This window comes from Sphingopyxis sp. LC81 (genome assembly GCF_000756375.1).
Taxonomy (GTDB): Bacteria; Pseudomonadota; Alphaproteobacteria; order Sphingomonadales; family Sphingomonadaceae; genus Sphingopyxis.
Genome location: NZ_JNFD01000044.1, coordinates 1 through 19,156, shown reverse-complemented (window position 1 = coordinate 19,156; position 19,156 = coordinate 1). Strand labels below are relative to the sequence as shown.

14 protein-coding genes are annotated in these 19,156 nt (G+C 65.3%); 8 read left to right on the top strand and 6 right to left on the bottom strand.

Annotation, left to right across the window (positions count from 1 at the left end):
* Positions 1-18: 18 nt before the first annotated feature.
* The 5 genes from FG91_RS18965 to FG91_RS18945 all read left to right on the top strand — a co-directional run bounded on the left by FG91_RS18965 (position 19) and on the right by FG91_RS18945 (position 8,536).
* On the top strand, positions 19-1,461 hold the full coding sequence (locus FG91_RS18965; protein WP_037518249.1) for an NAD(P)-dependent oxidoreductase: 1,443 nt from the start codon (positions 19-21) through the stop codon (positions 1,459-1,461).
* Between the two features lie 19 nt (positions 1,462-1,480).
* Positions 1,481-2,647 (top strand): hypothetical protein, encoded by a 1,167-nt coding sequence (locus tag FG91_RS18960; protein WP_037518247.1) that lies wholly within the window; start codon positions 1,481-1,483, stop codon positions 2,645-2,647.
* Positions 2,648-2,670: 23 nt separating this feature from the next.
* Positions 2,671-7,200, top strand: a complete 4,530-nt coding sequence (gene gltB / locus FG91_RS18955) for a glutamate synthase large subunit (protein ID WP_037518245.1) — start codon at positions 2,671-2,673, stop codon at positions 7,198-7,200.
* A 161-nt stretch (positions 7,201-7,361) separates the two neighbouring features.
* Positions 7,362-7,787, top strand: coding sequence for a hypothetical protein (locus tag FG91_RS18950; RefSeq protein ID WP_037518242.1), 426 nt, complete (start codon positions 7,362-7,364; stop codon positions 7,785-7,787).
* Between the two features lie 77 nt (positions 7,788-7,864).
* Complete coding sequence (locus FG91_RS18945) at positions 7,865-8,536, top strand: glutathione S-transferase family protein (protein ID WP_037518274.1); 672 nt, start codon at positions 7,865-7,867, stop codon at positions 8,534-8,536.
* Between the two features lie 145 nt (positions 8,537-8,681).
* Here FG91_RS18945 and FG91_RS18940 read toward each other — a convergent pair whose 3' ends face one another.
* Entirely contained in the window at positions 8,682-9,284 is a 603-nt protein-coding gene (locus tag FG91_RS18940; RefSeq protein WP_327195873.1) for a YdeI/OmpD-associated family protein, read from the bottom strand.
* On the bottom strand, positions 9,272-9,997 hold the full coding sequence (ubiG, locus tag FG91_RS18935) for a bifunctional 2-polyprenyl-6-hydroxyphenol methylase/3-demethylubiquinol 3-O-methyltransferase UbiG (protein WP_037518239.1): 726 nt from the start codon (positions 9,995-9,997) through the stop codon (positions 9,272-9,274). Before ubiG ends, FG91_RS18940 begins: the two co-directional genes overlap by 13 nt.
* Positions 9,998-10,157: 160 nt before the next feature.
* Here ubiG and FG91_RS18930 point away from each other — a divergent pair, with 160 nt between their 5' ends.
* Positions 10,158-11,405 (top strand): aspartate kinase, encoded by a 1,248-nt coding sequence (locus FG91_RS18930; protein ID WP_037518270.1) that lies wholly within the window; start codon positions 10,158-10,160, stop codon positions 11,403-11,405.
* A gap of 1 nt (position 11,406) precedes the next feature.
* On the opposite strand, the gene FG91_RS18925 is transcribed toward FG91_RS18930, so the two are convergent.
* Both FG91_RS18925 and katG read right to left on the bottom strand, forming a co-directional pair.
* Positions 11,407-11,991, bottom strand: coding sequence for an inner membrane-spanning protein YciB (locus FG91_RS18925; protein WP_037518236.1), 585 nt, complete (start codon positions 11,989-11,991; stop codon positions 11,407-11,409).
* A gap of 255 nt (positions 11,992-12,246) precedes the next feature.
* Positions 12,247-14,448, bottom strand: a complete 2,202-nt coding sequence (katG, locus tag FG91_RS18920; RefSeq protein ID WP_037518233.1) for a catalase/peroxidase HPI — start codon at positions 14,446-14,448, stop codon at positions 12,247-12,249.
* 362 nt (positions 14,449-14,810) lie between these two features.
* Between katG and FG91_RS22095 the strand changes: the two genes are divergently transcribed.
* Positions 14,811-14,966: a hypothetical protein gene (locus FG91_RS22095; RefSeq protein ID WP_156419693.1), complete on the top strand. Its 156-nt coding sequence runs from the start codon at positions 14,811-14,813 to the stop codon at positions 14,964-14,966.
* Positions 14,967-15,035: 69 nt separating this feature from the next.
* Here the strand turns inward: FG91_RS22095 and FG91_RS18910 are convergent, their stop codons facing one another.
* Positions 15,036-17,528 carry a TonB-dependent receptor gene (locus FG91_RS18910; RefSeq protein ID WP_037518229.1) on the bottom strand — a complete coding sequence of 831 codons (2,493 nt, stop codon included), beginning with the start codon at positions 17,526-17,528 and terminating at the stop codon, positions 15,036-15,038.
* A 90-nt stretch (positions 17,529-17,618) separates the two neighbouring features.
* Complete coding sequence (locus FG91_RS21555) at positions 17,619-17,789, bottom strand: YezD family protein (protein WP_081940683.1); 171 nt, start codon at positions 17,787-17,789, stop codon at positions 17,619-17,621.
* A 204-nt stretch (positions 17,790-17,993) separates the two neighbouring features.
* Between FG91_RS21555 and FG91_RS18905 the strand changes: the two genes are divergently transcribed.
* Complete coding sequence (locus FG91_RS18905) at positions 17,994-18,998, top strand: NAD(P)H-dependent flavin oxidoreductase (RefSeq protein ID WP_037518227.1); 1,005 nt, start codon at positions 17,994-17,996, stop codon at positions 18,996-18,998.
* Positions 18,999-19,156: the final 158 nt, after the last annotated feature.

The following is a 19,156-nucleotide window of genomic DNA, read 5'->3' as shown; positions in this document are numbered from 1 at the left end:
CAACGAAGGGGATACTGCATGGCTTCCGATCGCATGCTCCAGTTTGTGGAGCGTGAACAATCCTATCCGGACAAGCGCTCCGCCGAAGAACGCGCGCGCGACTTTCGCGAGATCGCCGAGCGCTACGCCGCGCCCGACGCCGACGCACAGGCGGCGCGCTGTTCGCAGTGCGGCGTGCCCTATTGCTCGGTGCATTGCCCGCTCCACAACCATATTCCCGACTGGCTGCGGCTGACGGCGGAAGGCCGGCTGCGAGAAGCCTATGAGCTCAGCAACGCGACCTCGACGATGCCCGAGATCTGCGGCCGCATCTGCCCGCAGGATCGCCTCTGCGAGGGCAATTGCGTCATCGAATTCTCGGGCCATGGCGCGGTGACGATCGGCAGCGTCGAGAAATATATCACCGACACCGCCTGGGCCGAGGGCTGGGTCGAACCGCTGCACGTCGGCGCCGCGACCGGCCAGTCGGTCGGTGTGATCGGCGCGGGTCCGGCGGGGCTGACCGCCGCCGAATATCTGCGCGCCGCGGGGCACGAGGTGCATGTTTACGATCGCCACGATCGCGCCGGCGGCCTCCTCACCTATGGCATCCCCGGCTTCAAGCTGGAGAAGGATGTCGTGATGCGCCGTATCGACCGGCTGGTCGAGGGCGGCATTCACTTCCACCTCGGCTTCGCGGTCGGCGAGGATGCGACGCTCGACGCGCTGCGCCAAAAGCATGACGCGATCCTGATCGCGACCGGCGTCTACAAGGCGCGCGAAATCAACGTCCCCGGCAATAGCGCCGACGGCGTGATCGCGGCGCTCGACTATCTGATCGCGTCGAACCGCAAGAGCTTTGGCGATGCGGTTCCGGCGTTCGACGACGGCCGCCTCGACGCCAAAGATAAGCATGTCGTCGTGATCGGCGGCGGCGACACCGCGATGGACTGCGTCCGCACCGCGGTGCGTCAGGGCGCGAAGTCGGTGAAATGCCTCTATCGCCGCGACCGCGAGAATATGCCCGGGTCGCAGCGCGAAGTCGCAAATGCCGAGGAAGAAGGCGTCGAGTTCGTCTGGCTCTCGGCCCCCGAAAGCTTCACCGCCGACAAGCATGTGAAAGAGGTCGCGGTTGCGGGCATGCGCCTCGGCGCGCCCGACGCGAGCGGCCGCCGCAGCCCCGAGGCCGACCCCGGCCGCAAGTTCGACGTGCCCGCCGACATGGTGATCAAGGCGCTGGGCTTCGACCCCGAGGAATTGCCGCACCTGTTCGGTTCGCCCGACCTGTCGGTCACGCGCTGGGGCACTTTGCGCGTCGATCATCAGACGATGATGACCAGCCTGCCGGGCGTTTTTGCGGCGGGCGACATCGTGCGCGGTGCGAGCCTGGTCGTGTGGGGCATCCGCGACGGCCGCGATGTCAGCGAACAGATGGCAAAGTGGTTGAAGGTGAAGGCGAAAAGCGAAAAGAAGGCGGCATGACCAACAGGGAAGGAAATATATGATGCCGTCGTTCCAATCGATCCTGCTTGCCGGTGCCGCCGCGATGCTGCCGCTCGGCGCACCCGCGCATGCCGCGCAGAAGGAAGCGCCGGTCGCCGAGGTCGTCGCAGCGCCCGTCGAGGATGAGACCGCCGCCCCGGACGACAGCGAAGCCTCTGCCGAAGCGGCAAAGGCCAAGATGCAGAAGGAAATGGACGAGGCGATCGCGCTGATCGAAAAAATGTTCGATACGAGCAGCCTGCCGCCGATCGATCCCGCGCGCCTGACGCTCGCGCAGCAGACGACCGCCGCGCTGATCCCGAACGGCAGCGTCGAGAAGATGGTCGACAATCTCTACGGCAAGATGTTCAAGACGATCATGGGCGAGTTCGGCGGCCAGTCGGACCTGATGCTCTCGATCCAGACCGGCGTCGAAAGCGAACAGATCGCCAAGCTCGACGAAGCGACCAAGGGTAAGGTCGCCGACATGTTCGACCCGCACCGCAAGGAGCGCGAGGACCAGATCACCAAGGTGATCAAGCCGCTGATCAGCGAAGCGCTCGCCGATATGGAACCGCCGATGCGGAGCGGTCTCGCCAAGGCCTATGCGCGCAAGTTCACCGGCGCGCAGCTCACCGACCTCAACACCTTCCTCGCGACGCCGACCGGCAATATCTATGCGAGCGAATGGATGGCGCTGCAGGCCGATCCCGAAGTGATGCTGGCGGTGATCAAGGCGGTGCCGCCGCTGATCACCAAATTCATCGACCGCGCGCCCGAACTCGAGAAGGATTTCAAGGATCTGCCGAAGGAAAAGCAGCTCTCCGACTTCGACGACAAGGAACTCGGCAAGCTCGCCAAGCTGATGAAGGTCGATGTGAAGCTGCTGAAAGAACAGCGCGACATGTGGAAGACCGACAGCGTCGAGGCGACCGAAGCGGTCGCGGTCGAGGCCGCCGACGATTATGCCGTCGACGCGGCGGCCGATGCGGCGACCGCGGCGGCAGACGCGGCCGATGCCGCGGTCGCCGACCCCGCCTATGACCGCAGCAACTGGTCGGCCGCCGACCTGAAGCGCGTCGAGGACCTCGAAGCCGCGTACGAAAATGCGTCGCTCGCCGCGCAACAGGCCGCCGAAGAAGCGGCGGCCAATGCAAGCAAGCGTTCGAAGCTACCCAACAAATAGGCATCCAGCCTGTCAGGACGAAGATGATGACCCACTACCCCACCCCCGATCACGCGCGGCTCGAAGCCGAAGGCATGTATCGCCCCGACCTCGAATCCGATGCCTGCGGCGTCGGCATGGTCGCGGCGACCGACGGCAAGCCGTCGCGCCGCGTCGTCGAGGCGGCGATCGAAGCGTTGCGGGCCGTGTGGCACCGCGGCGCGGTCGACGCCGACGGCAAGACCGGGGATGGGGCGGGCATCCACGTCGACCTGCCCGTCCGCTTCTTCGACGATGCGATCGCGGCGTCGGGCCACAAGGTGCGCCCGAACCGCCTCGCCGTCGGCATGGTCTTCCTGCCGCGCACCGACCTCGGCGCGCAGGAGGAATGCCGCACGATCGTCGAGGCCGAGATCATCGACGCCGGTTTCACCATCTATGGCTGGAGGCAGGTGCCGGTCGACGTGTCGGTCATCGGCGACAAGGCGCAGCGCACGCGCCCCGAGATCGAGCAGATCATGATCGCGGGCCCCCTGCCCGACGAACAGTCGATCGCCGAGTTCGAAAAGCAACTCTATCTCGTCCGCCGCCGGATCGAGAAGAAGGTGATCGCCGCGCAGATCGCCGACTTCTATATCTGCAGCCTGTCGGCGCGCTCGATCATCTATAAGGGCCTGTTCCTCGCCGAAAGCCTCGCGGATTTCTTCCCCGACCTCACGAACAAGCTGTTCGAGAGCCGCGTCGCGATCTTCCACCAGCGCTATTCGACCAACACCTTCCCGCAATGGTGGCTGGCGCAGCCGTTCCGCTGCCTCGCGCATAATGGCGAGATCAACACGATCCGCGGCAACAAGAACTGGATGAAGAGCCACGAGATCAAGATGGCGAGCCTCGCATTCGGCGAGCATAGCGAAGACATCAAGCCGGTGATCCCGGCGGGCGCCAGCGACACCGCCGCGCTCGACGCGGTGTTCGAGGCGCTGTGCCGCGCCGGCCGCGACGCGCCGACCGCGAAGCTGATCCTCGTCCCCGAGGCGTGGACGACCGAGTGCGACGTCCCCGACAACCACCGCGCGATGTATAGCTATCTCGCCAGCGTCATGGAGCCGTGGGACGGCCCCGCCGCGCTCGCGATGACCGACGGCCGCTGGGCGGTCGCGGGCATGGACCGCAACGCGCTCCGCCCGCTGCGCTACACGCTGACCGCCGACAATCTGCTCGTCGTCGGGTCGGAAAGCGGCATGGTGCTGCTGCCCGAAGCGAGCATCCGCAAGAAGGGCCGCCTTGGCCCCGGCCAGATGATCGCGGTCGATCTCGACGACGGCACGCTCTACGAAGACCTCGCGATCAAGGACAAGATCGCCGACGCGCAGGATTATCCTTCGCGCGTCAAGGGTTTCCGCACGATGGCCGACCTGCCCAAGGGCGGCAAGGCGACGCTGCCGCAGTGGGACCGGAGCGAACTGCTGCGCCGCCAGGTCGCCGCGGGCCTCACCATGGAGGATATGGAACTGATCCTCTCCCCGATGGTCGAGGATGCGAAGGAAGCGATCGGGTCGATGGGCGACGACACCCCGCTCGCGGTCATCTCCGACAAGCCGCGTCACGTCGCGCAATTCTTCCGCCAGAACTTCAGCCAGGTCACCAATCCGCCGATCGACAGCCTGCGCGAACGCCATGTGATGAGCCTGAAGACGCGCTTCGCGAACCTCGCGAACATCCTCGACGAAAAGGGGCAGAGCGACCACGTCCTCGTGATCGACAGCCCCGTGCTCGTCGGCGACGATTGGGATCGGCTGCGCGCCTATTTCGGCGATGCCGTCGCCGACATCGACTGCACCTTCGCCGCCGGCGGCGACGCGTCGACGCTGCGCGAGGCGATCGCGCGCGTCCGCCGCGAGGCCGAGGATGCCGTCCGTGCGGGACGCTCCGAACTGTTCCTGAGCGACCAGTCGATCGGCGAAGGCCGCGTCGGCATGGCGATGGTGCTCGCCGCCGCCGCCGTCCACACCCACCTCGTGCGCAAGGGGCTGCGCAGCTATGCCTCGATCAACGTGCGTTCGGCCGAGGTGCTCGACACCCACGCCTTCGCCGTGCTCGTCGGCGTCGGCGCGACGACGGTCCACGCCTATCTGACCGAAGCCGCGATCGCCGACCGTCAGGCGCGCGGGCTGTTTGGTGAGCTCTCGCTCGACGACTGCCGACTGCGTTTCCGTAAGGCGATCGACGACGGGCTGCTCAAGATCCTCGCCAAAATGGGGATCGCGGTGATCTCCAGCTATCGCGGCGGCTATAATTTCGAGGCGGTCGGCCTGTCGCGCGCGCTCGTCAACGACCTCTTCCCCGGCATGCCGGCAAAGATTTCGGGCGAAGGCTATCAGTCGCTGTTCATCAATGCGACCGACAAGCACAGCGCCGCCTTCGACAAGCGTGTCACCACCCTCCCGATCGGCGGCTTCTATCGCCAGCGCGCGGGCGGCGAGACGCACGCCTATTCGGCGCAGCTGATGCATTTGCTGCAGACCGCGGTCGCGACCGACAGTTACTCGACCTATCTGCAATTCGCGCGCGGCGTCGCCGACCTGCCCCCCGTCTATCTGCGTGATCTGATGGAGTTCAACTATCCGGCGCAAGGCGTCGCGCTCGACAGCGTCGAGGCGATCACCGAAATCCGCAAGCGTTTCGTCACCCCCGGCATGTCGCTCGGCGCGTTGTCGCCCGAGGCGCATGAGACGCTGGCGATCGCGATGAACCGCATCGGCGCGAAGGCGGTGTCGGGCGAAGGCGGCGAAGCGAGCGAACGCTATCGCCCCTATGCCAACGGCGACAACGCCAACAGCAATATCAAGCAGATCGCGTCGGGCCGCTTCGGCGTCACCGCCGAATATCTCGGCGCGTGCGACGAGATCGAAATCAAGGTCGCGCAGGGCGCCAAGCCCGGCGAAGGCGGCCAGCTCCCGGGCTTCAAGGTCACCGAGTTCATTGCGCGGCTGCGCCATGCAACCCCCGGTGTGACGCTCATCTCGCCGCCGCCGCACCACGACATCTATTCGATCGAGGATCTCGCGCAGCTCATCTACGACCTCAAGCAGATCAACCCCAAGGCGCGGGTCTGCGTGAAGCTCGTTAGCTCGGCGGGCATCGGCACCGTCGCGGCGGGCGTCGCCAAGGCGCACGCCGACGTCATCCTTGTCGCAGGCAACACCGGCGGCACAGGTGCCTCGCCGCAGACGAGCGTCAAATATGCCGGCACCCCTTGGGAAATGGGCCTGTCCGAAGTCAACCAGGTGCTCACCCTCAATGGTCTGCGCCATCGCATCCGCCTGCGCACCGACGGGGGCCTCAAGACCGGCCGCGACATCGTCATCGCCGCCATCTTGGGGGCCGAGGAATATGGCATCGGGACTTTGAGCCTCGTCGCGATGGGCTGCATCATGGTGCGCCAGTGCCACTCGAACACCTGCCCCGTCGGCGTCTGCACGCAGGACGAGAAGCTGCGCCAGAAGTTCACGGGCAGCCCCGAGAAGGTCATCAACCTGATGACCTTCATCGCCGAGGAAGTGCGCGAAATCCTCGCCAAGCTCGGCTGCCGCAGCCTCGACGAGGTCATCGGCCGCACCGAGCTGCTGCGTCAGGTCAGCCGCGGCGCCGAACATCTCGACGACCTCGACCTCAACCCGATCCTCGCCAAGGTCGACGCCCCCGACGATCAGCGCCGTTCGCAAGGCCCGAGCTTCCGCAACCCCGTGCCCGACAGCCTCGACGCGCAGATATTGAACGATGCCAAGCCGCTGTTCGAGCGCGGCGAGCGCATGCAGCTGACGTACAATGTCCGCAACACGCACCGCGCCGTCGGCACCCGCCTGTCGGCCGAGGTCACCGCGCGCTTCGGGATGAACGGGCTGGCCGACAATCATGTGCAGGTGCGCCTGCGCGGCACCGCGGGCCAGTCGCTCGGCGCCTTCCTGTGCAGCGGCATCACGCTCGAAGTGTTCGGCGACGCCAACGACTATGTCGGCAAGGGCCTCTCGGGCGGCCGCATCGTCGTGCGCCCGACCGTGTCGAGCCCGCTGGTCAGCCAGCACAACAGCATCATCGGCAACACCGTCCTCTATGGCGCGACCGCGGGCACCCTGCTTGCTGCGGGTCAGGCGGGCGAACGCTTCGCGGTCCGCAACTCGGGCGCAAAGGTCGTCGTCGAGGGCTGCGGCGCCAACGGCTGCGAATATATGACCGGCGGCACCGCGGTGATCCTCGGCCCCGTGGGTTCGAACTTCGGTGCGGGTATGACCGGCGGCATGGCGTTCATCCTCGACACCGACGGCCAGTTCGAACGCCGCGCCAATGCCGAATCGATCGTGTGGCAGCGGATCGACAGCGCGCATTGGGAAGCCGTCGTGAAAGAACTGGTCGAAGATCATGCCAAGGCAACCGGCAGCAAATGGTCGAGCGAAGTCCTCGCCGACTGGGACCGCTGGCGGGACCAGTTCTGGCAGGTTTGCCCGAAGGAAATGCTGACGAGGCTGGCGCATCCGCTGAGCGATGCAGAGGCTGAGGTGGTTGCGGCCGAGTAATATCCGTCGCCCCCGCGAAAGCGGGGGCGACGGACCATATTGTTCTGTCGCGTTCGCGGTACGCTTCACCGCATCACCGCGCCCGTTCACCCCAGCGAAAGCGTCGCTTCCCTATAAACGCCGCTTTGCTGAACCCTTGCGTCCTTCGAAAGGATGGAGTCATGACCCGTTTCGCGCTGATCGCCCTCCCCCTGCTCGCGCTCGCCGCGCCGCTGCCGGCCGCCGCCAATGAAATGCAGGGCGCCGTTGCGACGCTCAACGACCCCGTGGCGCAGGACCGGATGGCCGACACCATCACGGCGATGGTCGGTGCCCTGATGCAAATGCAGGTCGGCCCGCTCGCGAAAGCCGTGGCGCAGATCGACCCCGAATCCGACGCCGCCTACATCCCGCCCGACGCGACGCTCGGCGAAGTCACCGGCCGCGACCCCGAATATGCCGAGCGCATGGGCGCCGACGTCCGCGCGGGAACGCGCATGGCGGGGCACGCCGCCTCGGCGCTCGCGGCCTATGCGCCGGTGCTCAAGGACATGGCGCGCGACTTTGCGGCGCAATGGGAACGCGAGCGCGAGGCGTCGCGTCGCTGACGCCTAATCCACAATCCGCGACTTTCCGCGCGCCATAGCCGTTGCGCGCGGCGCCCCGCTGCCGCTATGCCGGGGGCATGTGGCAACTCTATCAATTCCCGCTCTGTCCCTTTTCGCGCAAGGTCCGCCTTTTGCTGGGCGAAAAGGGCGTCGGTTATGAATTGGTGCGCGAATCGCCGTGGGAGCGCCGCGACGAGTTCATCGACCTGAACCCCGCGGGGCGCACCCCCGTGATGGTCGACCAGGCGCGTGGCCAGGTGCTGATGGACAGCATGGCGATCGCCGAATATTTCGAGGAAACCGTCGAAGGCAAGGCGATGATCAACGGCACCGCGGCGAACCGCGCCGAAATCCGCCGGCTGACGTCATGGTTCGACCATGATTTCTATTATGAAGTCACCGGCCCGCTGCTGTTCGAGCGCATGCAGAAACGCATCGTCCACCGCCAGCCGCCCGACGGCGGCGCGCTGCGCGAGGCGATGAAGGCGGCGAACAACCATCTCGATTATGTCGATTACCTCATCGACCACCGCACCTGGCTCGCCGGCGCGACGATGAGCCTCGCCGACCTGACCGCCGCGGCGCATATCTCGGTCGCCGACTATCTCGGCGGGATCGACTGGACGGGGCACGAGCAGACCAAGGGCTGGTATTCGGGGCTGAAATCGCGGCCGAGTTTTCGGCCATTGCTGGCGGAGCGGATGGAAATCGTCAGCCCGCCTAAGTACTACGAAGACGTCGACTTTTGACCGTCGCCCCTGCGAAGGCAGGGGTCGCTGGCGGCCTTGCGCCGCACCGATAGCGGCCAGTTAAGGGTTGGACATGCCCCGCATGTCCAAGGGTTGTCCGGGGGACAACCCGACCCTTCACTCCTTCGCGGGGGCGACGAGCTCGTCAGCGGCCCTTATACTTCCAATTCCGGTCCTTGCCCTCGGCGACCTGCGCGACGGTGGTTTCGATGCGCTTGACGCGCGTTTCATCGCGTTTCGCCTCGATCACCCATTCGATATAGTCGCGGCGCTTTCCGGGCGAGAAGGCTTCCCAATGGCCTTGGGCCGCGGCATTGGCCTTCAGCGCCGCGCCGAGATCGGCGGGCAGGTCGAGCGCCGCCTTTGGCTTCGGCGGGGGGCGTTTGGGCTTGCCCTCGGCAGAGAGCGCCGCCGCCTTGGCTATGAACGCCGCCATCTCGGTGTCGGAGGGCAGATCGGCCAGCGATGCCAACCGTCCCATGCTGCCCATCGCGCCGGTATCGCGCGGCGATCCGGTGACCTCCTCGTCGCGCCAGAAGCCGAAGGTCGCATGTTCCTTGAACGCCGCCATGCCCGCCAGATTTTGCCCCTTCAGCACGAAGGCCGGCACGCCCCATTTCAGCGTCTCTTCCGCGCCTGGGGCGTATTTGTGAACCAGTTCGCGAAGGTGATTGAGGATCGGCTGCGCGAAGGGCTGCGCCTTCGCGATATAGGCGTCGACGCGCGGGTCGCGGCTCAGCCCGGCCACCGCGCCGCGACCAGATAGTTGAGCGCCTCGCTGCCGCCGAGCTTGAAGCCCTTCGCCGCCGACGGCGACAGGCCGGTGCGGTCGATGACCTCCAGCCCCGCGCCTTCGAGCAGCTTGGTGAGCTCCTCGGGCTTCAGGAACTGGTCCCAGTCGTGCGTCCCGCGCGGCACCGCACCGATCCGCTCGGCCGCCTCGACGAGCAGCAGCTTCGACAGCGCAGTCCGGTTAGGGGTCGAGAGGATCATCAGCCCGCCTTGCGCAAGCCGCGCCACGAGTTCCCCGATAAAGGCGGCGGGGTCGGTGACATGCTCGACGACCTCCATCGAGGTAACGAGGTCGAAGGTCGCGGGTGGCAGCGCGGCGAGCTCGCCGGCAAAATAGCTGATCGCGAGCCCCTGCCCCGCCGCATGATCGCGCGCGGCAGCGATATTTTCCGGTGCCGCATCGACACCCATCACCTTCGCGCCCATGCGCGCCAGCGGCTCGGCGAGCAGCCCGGCGCCGCAACCGACATCGAGCGCGGCGCGGCCCGCCAGCGCATAACGCTCGCGCGCATCGACATGCCAGTGCGCGTCTATCTGGTCGCGGATATAGGCAAGCCGCACCGGGTTGAGCTTGTGCAGCATCGCCGACGAGCCGTGCGGATCCCACCAGTCGGCGGCGAGCGCGCCGAAATGGGCGGCTTCGTGCGGGTTGATCGTGGCGGCGCTCATGCCTCGCGATGTGGCACCGTGCCTCGCGCCATGCAAGAAATTCTATCGCGCGCATACGTTCGCGCGCTTGCCATCGCCCTTCCCCTTGCCTAACGACGCGAGCGCCGCGGAAATGCTCGGAAAAGTTGCGGCTGAAACTTATTCAGGAAAGCGGGGCGACATGGCGCGGATCGTGATGAAATTCGGGGGCACGTCGATGGCGGGCACCGAGCGGATTCGCACCGTGGCGAAACTCGTCGCGCGCGAAGTCGCCAATGGCAACGAGGTCGCTGTCGTCGTCTCGGCGATGGCGGGCGAAACCGACCGGCTCGTCAATTTCTGCCGCGAGGCGAACCCCCGCTACGACCCCGCAGAGTACGACGTCGTCGTCGCCGCGGGCGAACAGATCACCTCGGGCCTCCTCGCGCTGACCTTGCAGGCGATGGGCACCCCCGCGCGGAGCTGGCTCGGCTGGCAGCTCCCGATCCGCACCGAGGAAGCCCACGCCCGCGCGCGCATCACCGACATCGACACCGGCGCGCTCGGCGCCGCGATGGCGAAGGGCGAGGTCGCGGTGATCCCGGGCTTCCAGGGCCTGATGGACGACGGCCGCGTCTCGACGCTCGGCCGCGGCGGCTCCGACACCAGCGCGGTCGCGGTTGCAGCGGCGCTCAAGGCCGACCGCTGCGACATCTACACCGACGTCGACGGCGTCTACACGACCGACCCGCGCATCGTCGCGCGCGCGCGCAAGCTCGACTATGTCACCTATGAGGAAATGCTCGAACTCGCGAGCGTCGGCGCCAAGGTGCTCCAGACCCGCTCGGTCGGGCTCGCGATGAAAGAGGGCGTGCGCGTACAGGTGCTCTCGAGCTTCGTCGAGGGCGACGAGGCTCCCAAAAAAGGCACGATGATCGTCAGCGACGAGGAAATAGAGGAACATCAGATGGAACGGCAGCTGATCACTGGCATCGCCCACGACAAGAATGAAGCGAAGATCATCGTCACGCGCGTCCCCGACAAGCCGGGCGCGGTCGCGAACATCTTTGGCCCGCTCGCCGCGGCCGGGATCAACGTCGACATGATCATCCAGAATGTCGGCCGCGAAAAGGGCGAGACCGACGTGACCTTCACCGTTCCCGCCATCGACCTTCTCCGCTCGATCGACCTGCTCGAGAGCGCGAAGGACAAGATCGGCTTCAACCGCATCATCAGCGACGACAAGGTCGCGAAGATCAGCGTCGTCGGCGTCGGCATGAAGAGCCACGCCGGGGTCGCGAGCACGATGTTCCGTGCCCTCGCCGACCGCGGCATCAACATCCAGGCGATCTCGACCAGCGAGATCAAAGTCAGCGTGCTGATCGACGAGGACGAAACCGAACTCGCGGTGCGCGTGCTGCACACCGCCTACGGGCTCGACGCCGAGTAAGCTATTCGGCCACCAGCGGTTGCAGCTCGCCGCCAGCGCGGCGGCGCAGCCGCGCCTGCCCGATGACATGCACTACCGCGATGTGGATCGCGAACAGGCCAAACTTCGACGCGAGCGGGAAAATCCCGATGAACAGCGGCCACCATGCGGTGAAGAAGAGCGCGATGACGAGGTTCAATCCCGCGCTCGTGAACATCAACGCCGCCCAGATCATCCCGAAGCGGTCCATTACGTCGCCGACGATCGCGAGCTGTTCGGGCAATATATAGCGATTGAGCCAGCCGCGGCGGAGCATCACCGTCCCGACGATCAGATAGACGATCGTCGGCTTCGCCATCACGAAACGCGGGTCGCCGGTAAAGAGCGTCGCCGCGGCGGTGAAAAGCACCGAGGCAAGGCTGATCCATTGCAGCGCCGCGACCTTCTTGCCGCGCACCAGCTCATAACCGACGACCGCGAGCGCGACGACGGTGCCTGCGATCGTCGCGGGCGCGATTCCCGCACCGGCGACCAGCAGCACCGCAAAGACGAGGACGCCGAGCGAGTCGAACAGCATCGGTCCGAGCGCGTAGAGCAAGGTTTTCATCCGCTTGTCCTTTCCGACTCAATGTTATCGACGTAAACATTGATTGCGGATCGCGTCGGCGTCAAGGATAAATTGACGTTGTTAACATTGCTTGCGGTGAAGCGTCGCGTTGTGGCGGCCAGCTGCGGAGCCGCTCCTTCGCCCAAAAAGAAGACCCGCCCCCAGGCCCATGTCCCCGGGGGCGGGCCGCGACCCGTCGTCTTGTACGGCCGCCGCTGCCCCCGCGGCATATGCGGGGACAGCGGCGCCAGAAGATCAGGCGAGGTCGAAGCGGTCGGCGTTCATCACCTTCGTCCAGGCCTTGACGAAGTCCTTCACGAACTTCTCTTCATGGCCGGTCTCGGCATAGACTTCGGCGACCGCGCGCAGTTCGGCGTTGGAACCGAAGATCAGGTCGGCACGCGTCGCGCGCCATGTCTCGCCGCCGCCTTTGCGGTCGGTCGCGACATATTCCTGGTCGTCCGAACCGTCGACGGCCTTCCACACATTGGTCATGTCGAGCAGGTTGACGAAGAAGTCGTTCGTCAGCTGGCCCGAGCGCTTGGTGAAATGGCCATGCCCGCGCTCGCCGTGATTGGCGCCGAGCACGCGCAGCCCGCCGATCAACACGATCATTTCGGGAACCGACAGGCCGAGCAGCGAGGCGCGATCGAGCATCATCTCCTCGGTCTTCACTGCCAGCTTCTTCTTGCCGAGATAGTTGCGGAAGGCGTCGGCCTCGGGCTCCATCACGGCGAAGCTGTCGGCGTCGGTCTGTTCCGCCGTCGCGTCGCCGCGACCGCCGGTGAAGGGCACCGACACGTTGAAGCCCGCATCCTTGATCGCCTTTTCCAGCCCGACGACACCGCCGAGCACGATCGCATCGGCGATCGACAGATTGCCGCGCAGCCCGTCGAGCGTATCGAGCACCTTGGCGAGCTGGGCGGGCTCGTTGACTTCCCAGTCCTTCTGCGGCGCCAGACGGACGCGCGCGCCATTGGCGCCGCCGCGGAAGTCGGACTTGCGATAGGTGCTCGCCGACGCCCAGGCGGCCTTGATCAGCTGGCTGACAGTCAGCCCGCTATTGGCGATCTTGTCCTTCACCGCTTTGACATCGGCATCCGACGGCTTGCTGCCCGCGGGGATCGGGTCCTGCCAGATCAAATCCTCGGCGGGGACTTCGGGACCGAGGTAACGGATCTTGGGGCCCATGTCGCGGTGCGTCAGCTTGAACCACGCACGCGCGAAGGCATCCCGGAACGCGTCATGATCGTCGCGGAATTTCTCGCTGATCTTGCGGTACGCCGGATCGCGCTTCAGCGCCATGTCGGCGGTGGTCATCATCGTCGGAACCTTCAGGTTCGGATCCCACGCCGCGGGCGCCATATCCTCTTCTTTCTGGTTGATCGGCTGCCACTGGTTGGCACCCGCAGGCGACTGCACCAGCTCGTAATCATAGTCGAACAGCAGGCGGAAGAAATTGTCGGTCCATTTGTCGGGCGTGTTGGTCCACGCCCCTTCGAGGCCGCTGGTGACCGTATGTTCTCCGACGCCGCCGCTCTCATGGCCGCTGACCCAGCCAAAACCCTGCGCGGCCAGGTCGCCGCCCGAGGGCGCGGCGCCGAGCAGCGAGGCGTCGCCATTGCCGTGCGCCTTGCCGAAAGTATGACCGCCAGCGGTCAGCGCGACGGTTTCCTCGTCGTTCATCGCCATCCGCGCGAAGGTTTCCTTCATGTCGCGCGCCATGCCTTCATTGTCGTGCGAATTGCCCTGCGGCCCTTCGGGATTGACGTAGATCAGGCCCATCTGGATCGCGGCGAGCGGTCCTTCGATCTCGTGGAAGCCATGTTCGGGGGCGATGCGCGTCTGCACGCCCTGGTTCACCCATTTGTCTTCGCTGCCCCAGTAAATGTCGCGCTCGGGCTCGAACACATCGACGCGGCCGCCGCCAAAGCCGAACACCGGGCCGCCCATGCTTTCGATCGCGACATTGCCGGCGAGGATGAACAGGTCGGCCCAGCTGATCTTGTTGCCGTATTTCTGCTTGATCGGCCACAACAGGCGGCGCGCCTTGTCGAGATTGCCGTTGTCGGGCCAGCTGTCGAGCGGCGCGAAGCGCTGTTGTCCGCTGTTGGCGCCGCCGCGGCCGTCGGCGGTGCGATAGGTGCCCGCGGCGTGCCAGGCCATGCGGATGAAGAAGGGCCCATAATGGCCGTAGTCGGCGGGCCACCACGGCTGGCTGTCGGTCATCAGCGCGGTCAGGTCGTCCTTCAGCGCCTGATAGTCGAGCGACTTGAACGCCGCGGCATAATCGAAATCGGCGCCCAGCGGGTTCGATGCGCCATTGGGGTTGAGGATCTCGGTCGCCAGCATCTCGGGCCACCAGTCCTTGTTGGTGCGGCCGAGCAGCGCGCGCGCGCCGCCGGGCTGGTGGATCGGGCAGCCGCCCGCGGGATCGATGGGGGTTGGGTCGTTCATGCAGTCTCTCCTTTTATGGTTTGGGAATGCTGACGCGGCCGGATGACCGGCGCATGACGAGCCGACGACTTCGAGGTCGCCGGGTGGTTTCGGTGCAGGCAAGCACCGAGTCGGTCACACCATCCTTTCGCTCTGACCCGGGGAGGATAGGCCGCGCCGGCCAATCGACCTAAACGAATAAGGTGAATTCAGTGATTGAGTGGTCCGATTACAACGCCCCAGCCGCGAAGATGTTCGCTGACCTTGTCGCTCAACCGCCACGGCCCGGCGAAAACGCGACGAATGGCGGAACATCGGCCCGGCCCGGCGGGTTGTTCCGAATGCCGCATGATTATGTTTTGCGCGGCAAAAGGAGATGGAAAGTGGCTAACACCCCCAACCAACCGAATGAAAAGAAACCGCAGGCGGACCGCGACGAAGAACAGCGCCGCCAGCAACAGCAGCAGGGCGGCCAGAACCGCCAGCCCGGCAGCGACCAGCGTCCCGATCAGGGCCGCCAGAACCCGCAGCAGCGCTGACACAGGCTGCATGAGAAAGGGGCGGCCCGCGGGCCGCCCCTTTTCATTTGGGCGCTGATAATTGGAGACTCAGAAGCTCGCCTTGATCGTCCCGCCCCACGTCCGCGGGTCGCCCGGCAGGCCGACGATCAAACCGGTGTTGCCCGGCCCGACGCTCAGCTGGTCAAGATATTTCTTGTCGAACGCGTTGCGGACCCAGCCAAAGATGTCGATGCCATTCTCGGTGCGGAACCCGGCGCGGAAGTTCGACAGCGAATAGCCCTCGATCCAGGTGTAGGCCGACGGCGACGGGTTCGACGAGAAGCTCGACCGGTAGCTGCCGTCATATCCCAGATAAAATTGGCCGTCCTGCCCGAACAGCTTCGATTCGGCATTCGCCTCCGCTCCGAAAGAGAAAGCCCATTTCGACACGCCCGGCAGGCGCTGGCCCGAAATGTCGCAGTTCGCGGGGCTGAGCCCGGGCCGGCCGGGCGCACCCGGAGTCTGTCCCGCGCCGACCGTGGTGCCGCCCGAAAGTTCGGGGGGGCACGGCGCGTCGACGAAGCGCTTGTATTTGGCGTCGGTATAGGCGCCGTTGACATAGGAACGAAAGCGCTCGCTCGGCCGGGCCGAAAAGTCGAACTCGACGCCTTGCGTCCGCACCTTACCCGCATTGGCGAGATAGCCGCGCAGCACGCCGAACTGGCCATTGTTCACATTGGCCTGATAATTTTTGATGTCGGTGCGGAAGGCGGTGAGGTTCAGCGTCACCTCGCGGTCGAGGAATTCGGCTTTCACGCCCGCTTCATAATGGTTGACCGATTCGGGCTTCACCGTCGCCGCGTCGAGGATCGGGTTGTTCGCGGCGTCGCTCGGAACCCCGTTCTGGTTGATGCCGCCCGATTTGAACGTCTTGGCATAGGTGGCGTAAAACAGCAGATCCTGCGTCGCCTTGTACGTCGCGGTCAGATCATAGCTGAAGTTCCAGTCGCTGAACGACGGCGAGATTTCCTGCGGCGCGAACACGCCGAGCCGCGCGACGGTGATCGCGTCGGTCGGGCCAAAGACGACCGGCGTGCCATCGCCCGCGAAAACGCGGCGCTGATAGAAACCGTCCTTCTTGTCATAGTTCAGGCGAACGCCCGGCTGGATCGTGAACTGGTCGGTGATCTTCCAGCTCGCCTGCCCGAACAGCGCCGCGCTGGTGTTCTTCAGATACTGCGTGTTGATCGCCGTCAGCCCGTTCAGCACCGACGGATTGTTGGCGAGCGCGCTCGTCGGATTAAGCGTCCAGCGGCTCGACGCCGGGCCGTGCGCTTCGGTGCCCTGCGTGTCGATGCGCTGGTAATAATAGAAGCCGCCAAGCACGAAGTCGAAGCGGTCGCCGGTGTAATTGTAACGCAGTTCCTGCGTATACTGGTCCTGCTGCGACGGGTTCTGCGACTTGGTGACGATCGGCAGGCCGGTGAAATCGCGATCGTTTTCGGGTTGCCAATCCCAATAGCGCCACGCGGTGACCGAGGTCAGCGTGCCGGGGCCGATGTCCCATTTGACGCGCAGCGCCGCGCCGCCAATCTCGTTGCCGGCATTGAGGTTCGCGTCGAGGTCGGTCAGCCGGTCATAGGGGTTGGTGCTCGGCACCACATAGCCCTGTGCTGCAGCGAGCGCGGCATATTGGCGGTTCAGCGGGCGCTGCGTCGCGCCGGTGCGGACGAAGACCGAGCTGCAGCACACCGCGTCCTGCTTGTTCCAGTCGCCCGAGAGCGTGATGCTAAGATCGTCGTTCGGCTGCCACAGCAATTGCCCGCGGATGCCGATATTATCCTGGCTCTGCGTCCAGCGATCGGACGTGACGTTATAGATGGTGCCGCGGCGGCTGGTCGACGACACCGCGATGCGCGCCGCGAGCGTGTCCGACAGCGGACCCGAGATCGCGGCCTTCGCCTGCTTGAAATTGAAATTGCCGATGCTGACCTCGGCCTTGCCCTCGAAGTCGAAGGTCGGCTGGTTGGTCGTGATGTTGATCGCACCGGCCGTGGTGTTCTTGCCGTAAAGCGTTCCCTGCGGACCGCGCAGCACTTCGATCTGCGCAACGTCGAGGAAGTCGAAGGTCGAGGAGGCGACGCGCGAATAATAGACGTCGTCGACATAGATGCCGACGCCCTGCTCGATCCCGTCGTTGGTCAGGCCGAACGGCGCGCCGATACCGCGGATATTGACCGCCGTGTTGCGCGGGTTCGACGAATAGAATTGAAGGGTCGGCGCCAGCTGGGTCAGGCGGCCGACGTTGAAGCTGCCGGTATTGTCGATCTGTTCGCCCGCGACGACCGAGATGGCGATCGGCACGTCCTGCGCGGTTTCCAGGCGGCGGCGCGCGGTGACGATGATTTCGCCGCCATAGCTGCCGCCCTCGGCCTGCGCAGCGGCATCGTCAGCGGCTGCCGACGTTGCCGCCCCGGCGTCGTCAGTTGCGGCAGCCTCATTGGCGGCGGCGGCGGGCGTCGCGGCGCACGCGAGCAAGAAGGACAAGGTAAGCGACGAAGCCCGCACGCGGCGGCGGACCGAAGGATATTTCGCAGTCATGGGTCATTTCCTGTTGCATAAGAAATCACCACATCCGGCGGTCCGGTCTGCGGCAAGTGGGGACGCATGTCCCCTTTGGGAGCTCAAAAATCAGTTGGGGTAGCGGTGCCGCTCGGTCACATCGACCTGCACCAGACGGCCCTCATGCACGGTCAGCTGGATCGCGCCGAACTTTAGCTTGTCGAGTGCTTCGAGCACGGTCTGAATGGCGCGCGGCACGTCTTCGGAGCCGCCTTTGGCGACTTCATTGATAGCGCTCATGATAATTCCTTTCCCTCGTGGATTCGCCGGCCAAGCATATGCCAAGTAATTTAGTAGACAATGATTGATTTGCTTTCTGCGCCGAAAGGTTGGGTTGTTGCGCCAAACGGACCGCGCCGAACGGATTCAGGCATGCGACGGGCCGACGCCCGCAACGACGCTAGGGATTGCGCGCGAGTCCCAGTGCTGGCAAAGGCTGGCTCAATGAGCAAAATTAACGATCTGATGGCCCGCGGAACCGAGCTTCTCGGCAGCGACTATGCCATCCTCTGTGGTGCGATGAGCTGGGTTTCCGAACGCCATCTGGTCAGCGCGATCAGCAATGCCGGCGGGTTCGGCGTGATCGCGTGCGGCGCGATGACGCCCGAGCTTCTCGACACCGAAATCGCCGCGACCAAGGCGCTGGCGAAGCGCAATTTTGGCGTCAACCTGATCACCATGCACCCGCAGCTCTTCGAACTGATCGACGTGTGCGCGAAGCACAAGGTCGGCCATGTCGTGCTCGCGGGCGGCCTGCCGCCCAAGGGCAGCCTCGAGGCGATCAAGGCATCGGGCGCCAAGGTCATCTGTTTCGCCCCGACGCTAGCACTGGCGAAAAAGCTCGTCCGTTCGGGTGTCGATGCGCTGGTGATCGAGGGGATGGAGGCCGGCGGCCATATCGGCCCGGTGTCGACGAGCGTGCTGGCGCAGGAAATCCTGCCCACCTTGGCCGATGAAGTTCCGGTCTTTGTCGCGGGCGGTATCGGCCGCGGCGAAGCGATTGCCGCCTATCTGGAGATGGGCGCATCGGGTGTCCAGCTCGGCACACGCTTCGTCTGCGCAACCGAAAGCATCGCGCATCCCAATTTCAAAAAGGCGTTCATGCGCGCATCGGCACGCGAAGCGGTCGCGAGCGTCCAGATCGACCCGCGCCTGCCCGTGATCCCGGTCCGAGCGCTCAAAAATGCGGGGACCGAGGCCTTTACCGCCAAGCAGCGCGAAGTCGCGAACAAGCTCGACAAGGGCGACGTCGACATGATGGAAGCACAGCTGGAAATCGAGCATTATTGGGCGGGCGCGCTGCGCCGCGCGGTGATCGACGGCGACGTCGAAAATGGTTCGTTAATGGCAGGGCAATCTGTCGGTATGGTATCGGAAGAAGAGAGCGCGGCAGCAATCGTCGCATCTCTGGTGCAACAGGCCGAAGCGGCGTTGCACGCTCGGGGTTGATCCCGCATAATATGCGGATGGGGAGTGGGTCATGAAACTGTCGCGTAAGATCATCGTAGCCGGTCTGCTGGCGAGCGTCGCCGCCTGTGCGCCCAAGCCCCCGCCGCCTCCCCCGCCGCTGGCTCTTATTCACATCCGACGCTGCCGACGAACTACCC

Excerpts from the sequence above, each read along its gene's own strand:
- FG91_RS21555 (WP_081940683.1), bottom strand. The coding sequence starts at position 17,789 with ATGAGCGCTATCAATGAAGTCGCCAAAGGCGGCTCCGAAGACGTGCCG.
- FG91_RS18910 (WP_037518229.1), bottom strand. The coding sequence starts at position 17,528 with ATGACTGCGAAATATCCTTCGGTCCGCCGCCGCGTGCGGGCTTCGTCG.
- FG91_RS18945 (WP_037518274.1), top strand. The coding sequence starts at position 7,865 with ATGTGGCAACTCTATCAATTCCCGCTCTGTCCCTTTTCGCGCAAGGTC.
- FG91_RS18925 (WP_037518236.1), bottom strand. The coding sequence starts at position 11,991 with ATGAAAACCTTGCTCTACGCGCTCGGACCGATGCTGTTCGACTCGCTC.
- katG (WP_037518233.1), bottom strand. The coding sequence starts at position 14,448 with ATGAACGACCCAACCCCCATCGATCCCGCGGGCGGCTGCCCGATCCAC.
- FG91_RS18930 (WP_037518270.1), top strand. The coding sequence starts at position 10,158 with ATGGCGCGGATCGTGATGAAATTCGGGGGCACGTCGATGGCGGGCACC.
- ubiG (WP_037518239.1), bottom strand. The coding sequence starts at position 9,997 with ATGAGCGCCGCCACGATCAACCCGCACGAAGCCGCCCATTTCGGCGCG.
- FG91_RS18960 (WP_037518247.1), top strand. The coding sequence starts at position 1,481 with ATGATGCCGTCGTTCCAATCGATCCTGCTTGCCGGTGCCGCCGCGATG.
- FG91_RS18905 (WP_037518227.1), top strand. The coding sequence starts at position 17,994 with ATGAGCAAAATTAACGATCTGATGGCCCGCGGAACCGAGCTTCTCGGC.
- FG91_RS18950 (WP_037518242.1), top strand. The coding sequence starts at position 7,362 with ATGACCCGTTTCGCGCTGATCGCCCTCCCCCTGCTCGCGCTCGCCGCG.
- gltB (WP_037518245.1), top strand. The coding sequence starts at position 2,671 with ATGATGACCCACTACCCCACCCCCGATCACGCGCGGCTCGAAGCCGAA.
- FG91_RS18965 (WP_037518249.1), top strand. The coding sequence starts at position 19 with ATGGCTTCCGATCGCATGCTCCAGTTTGTGGAGCGTGAACAATCCTAT.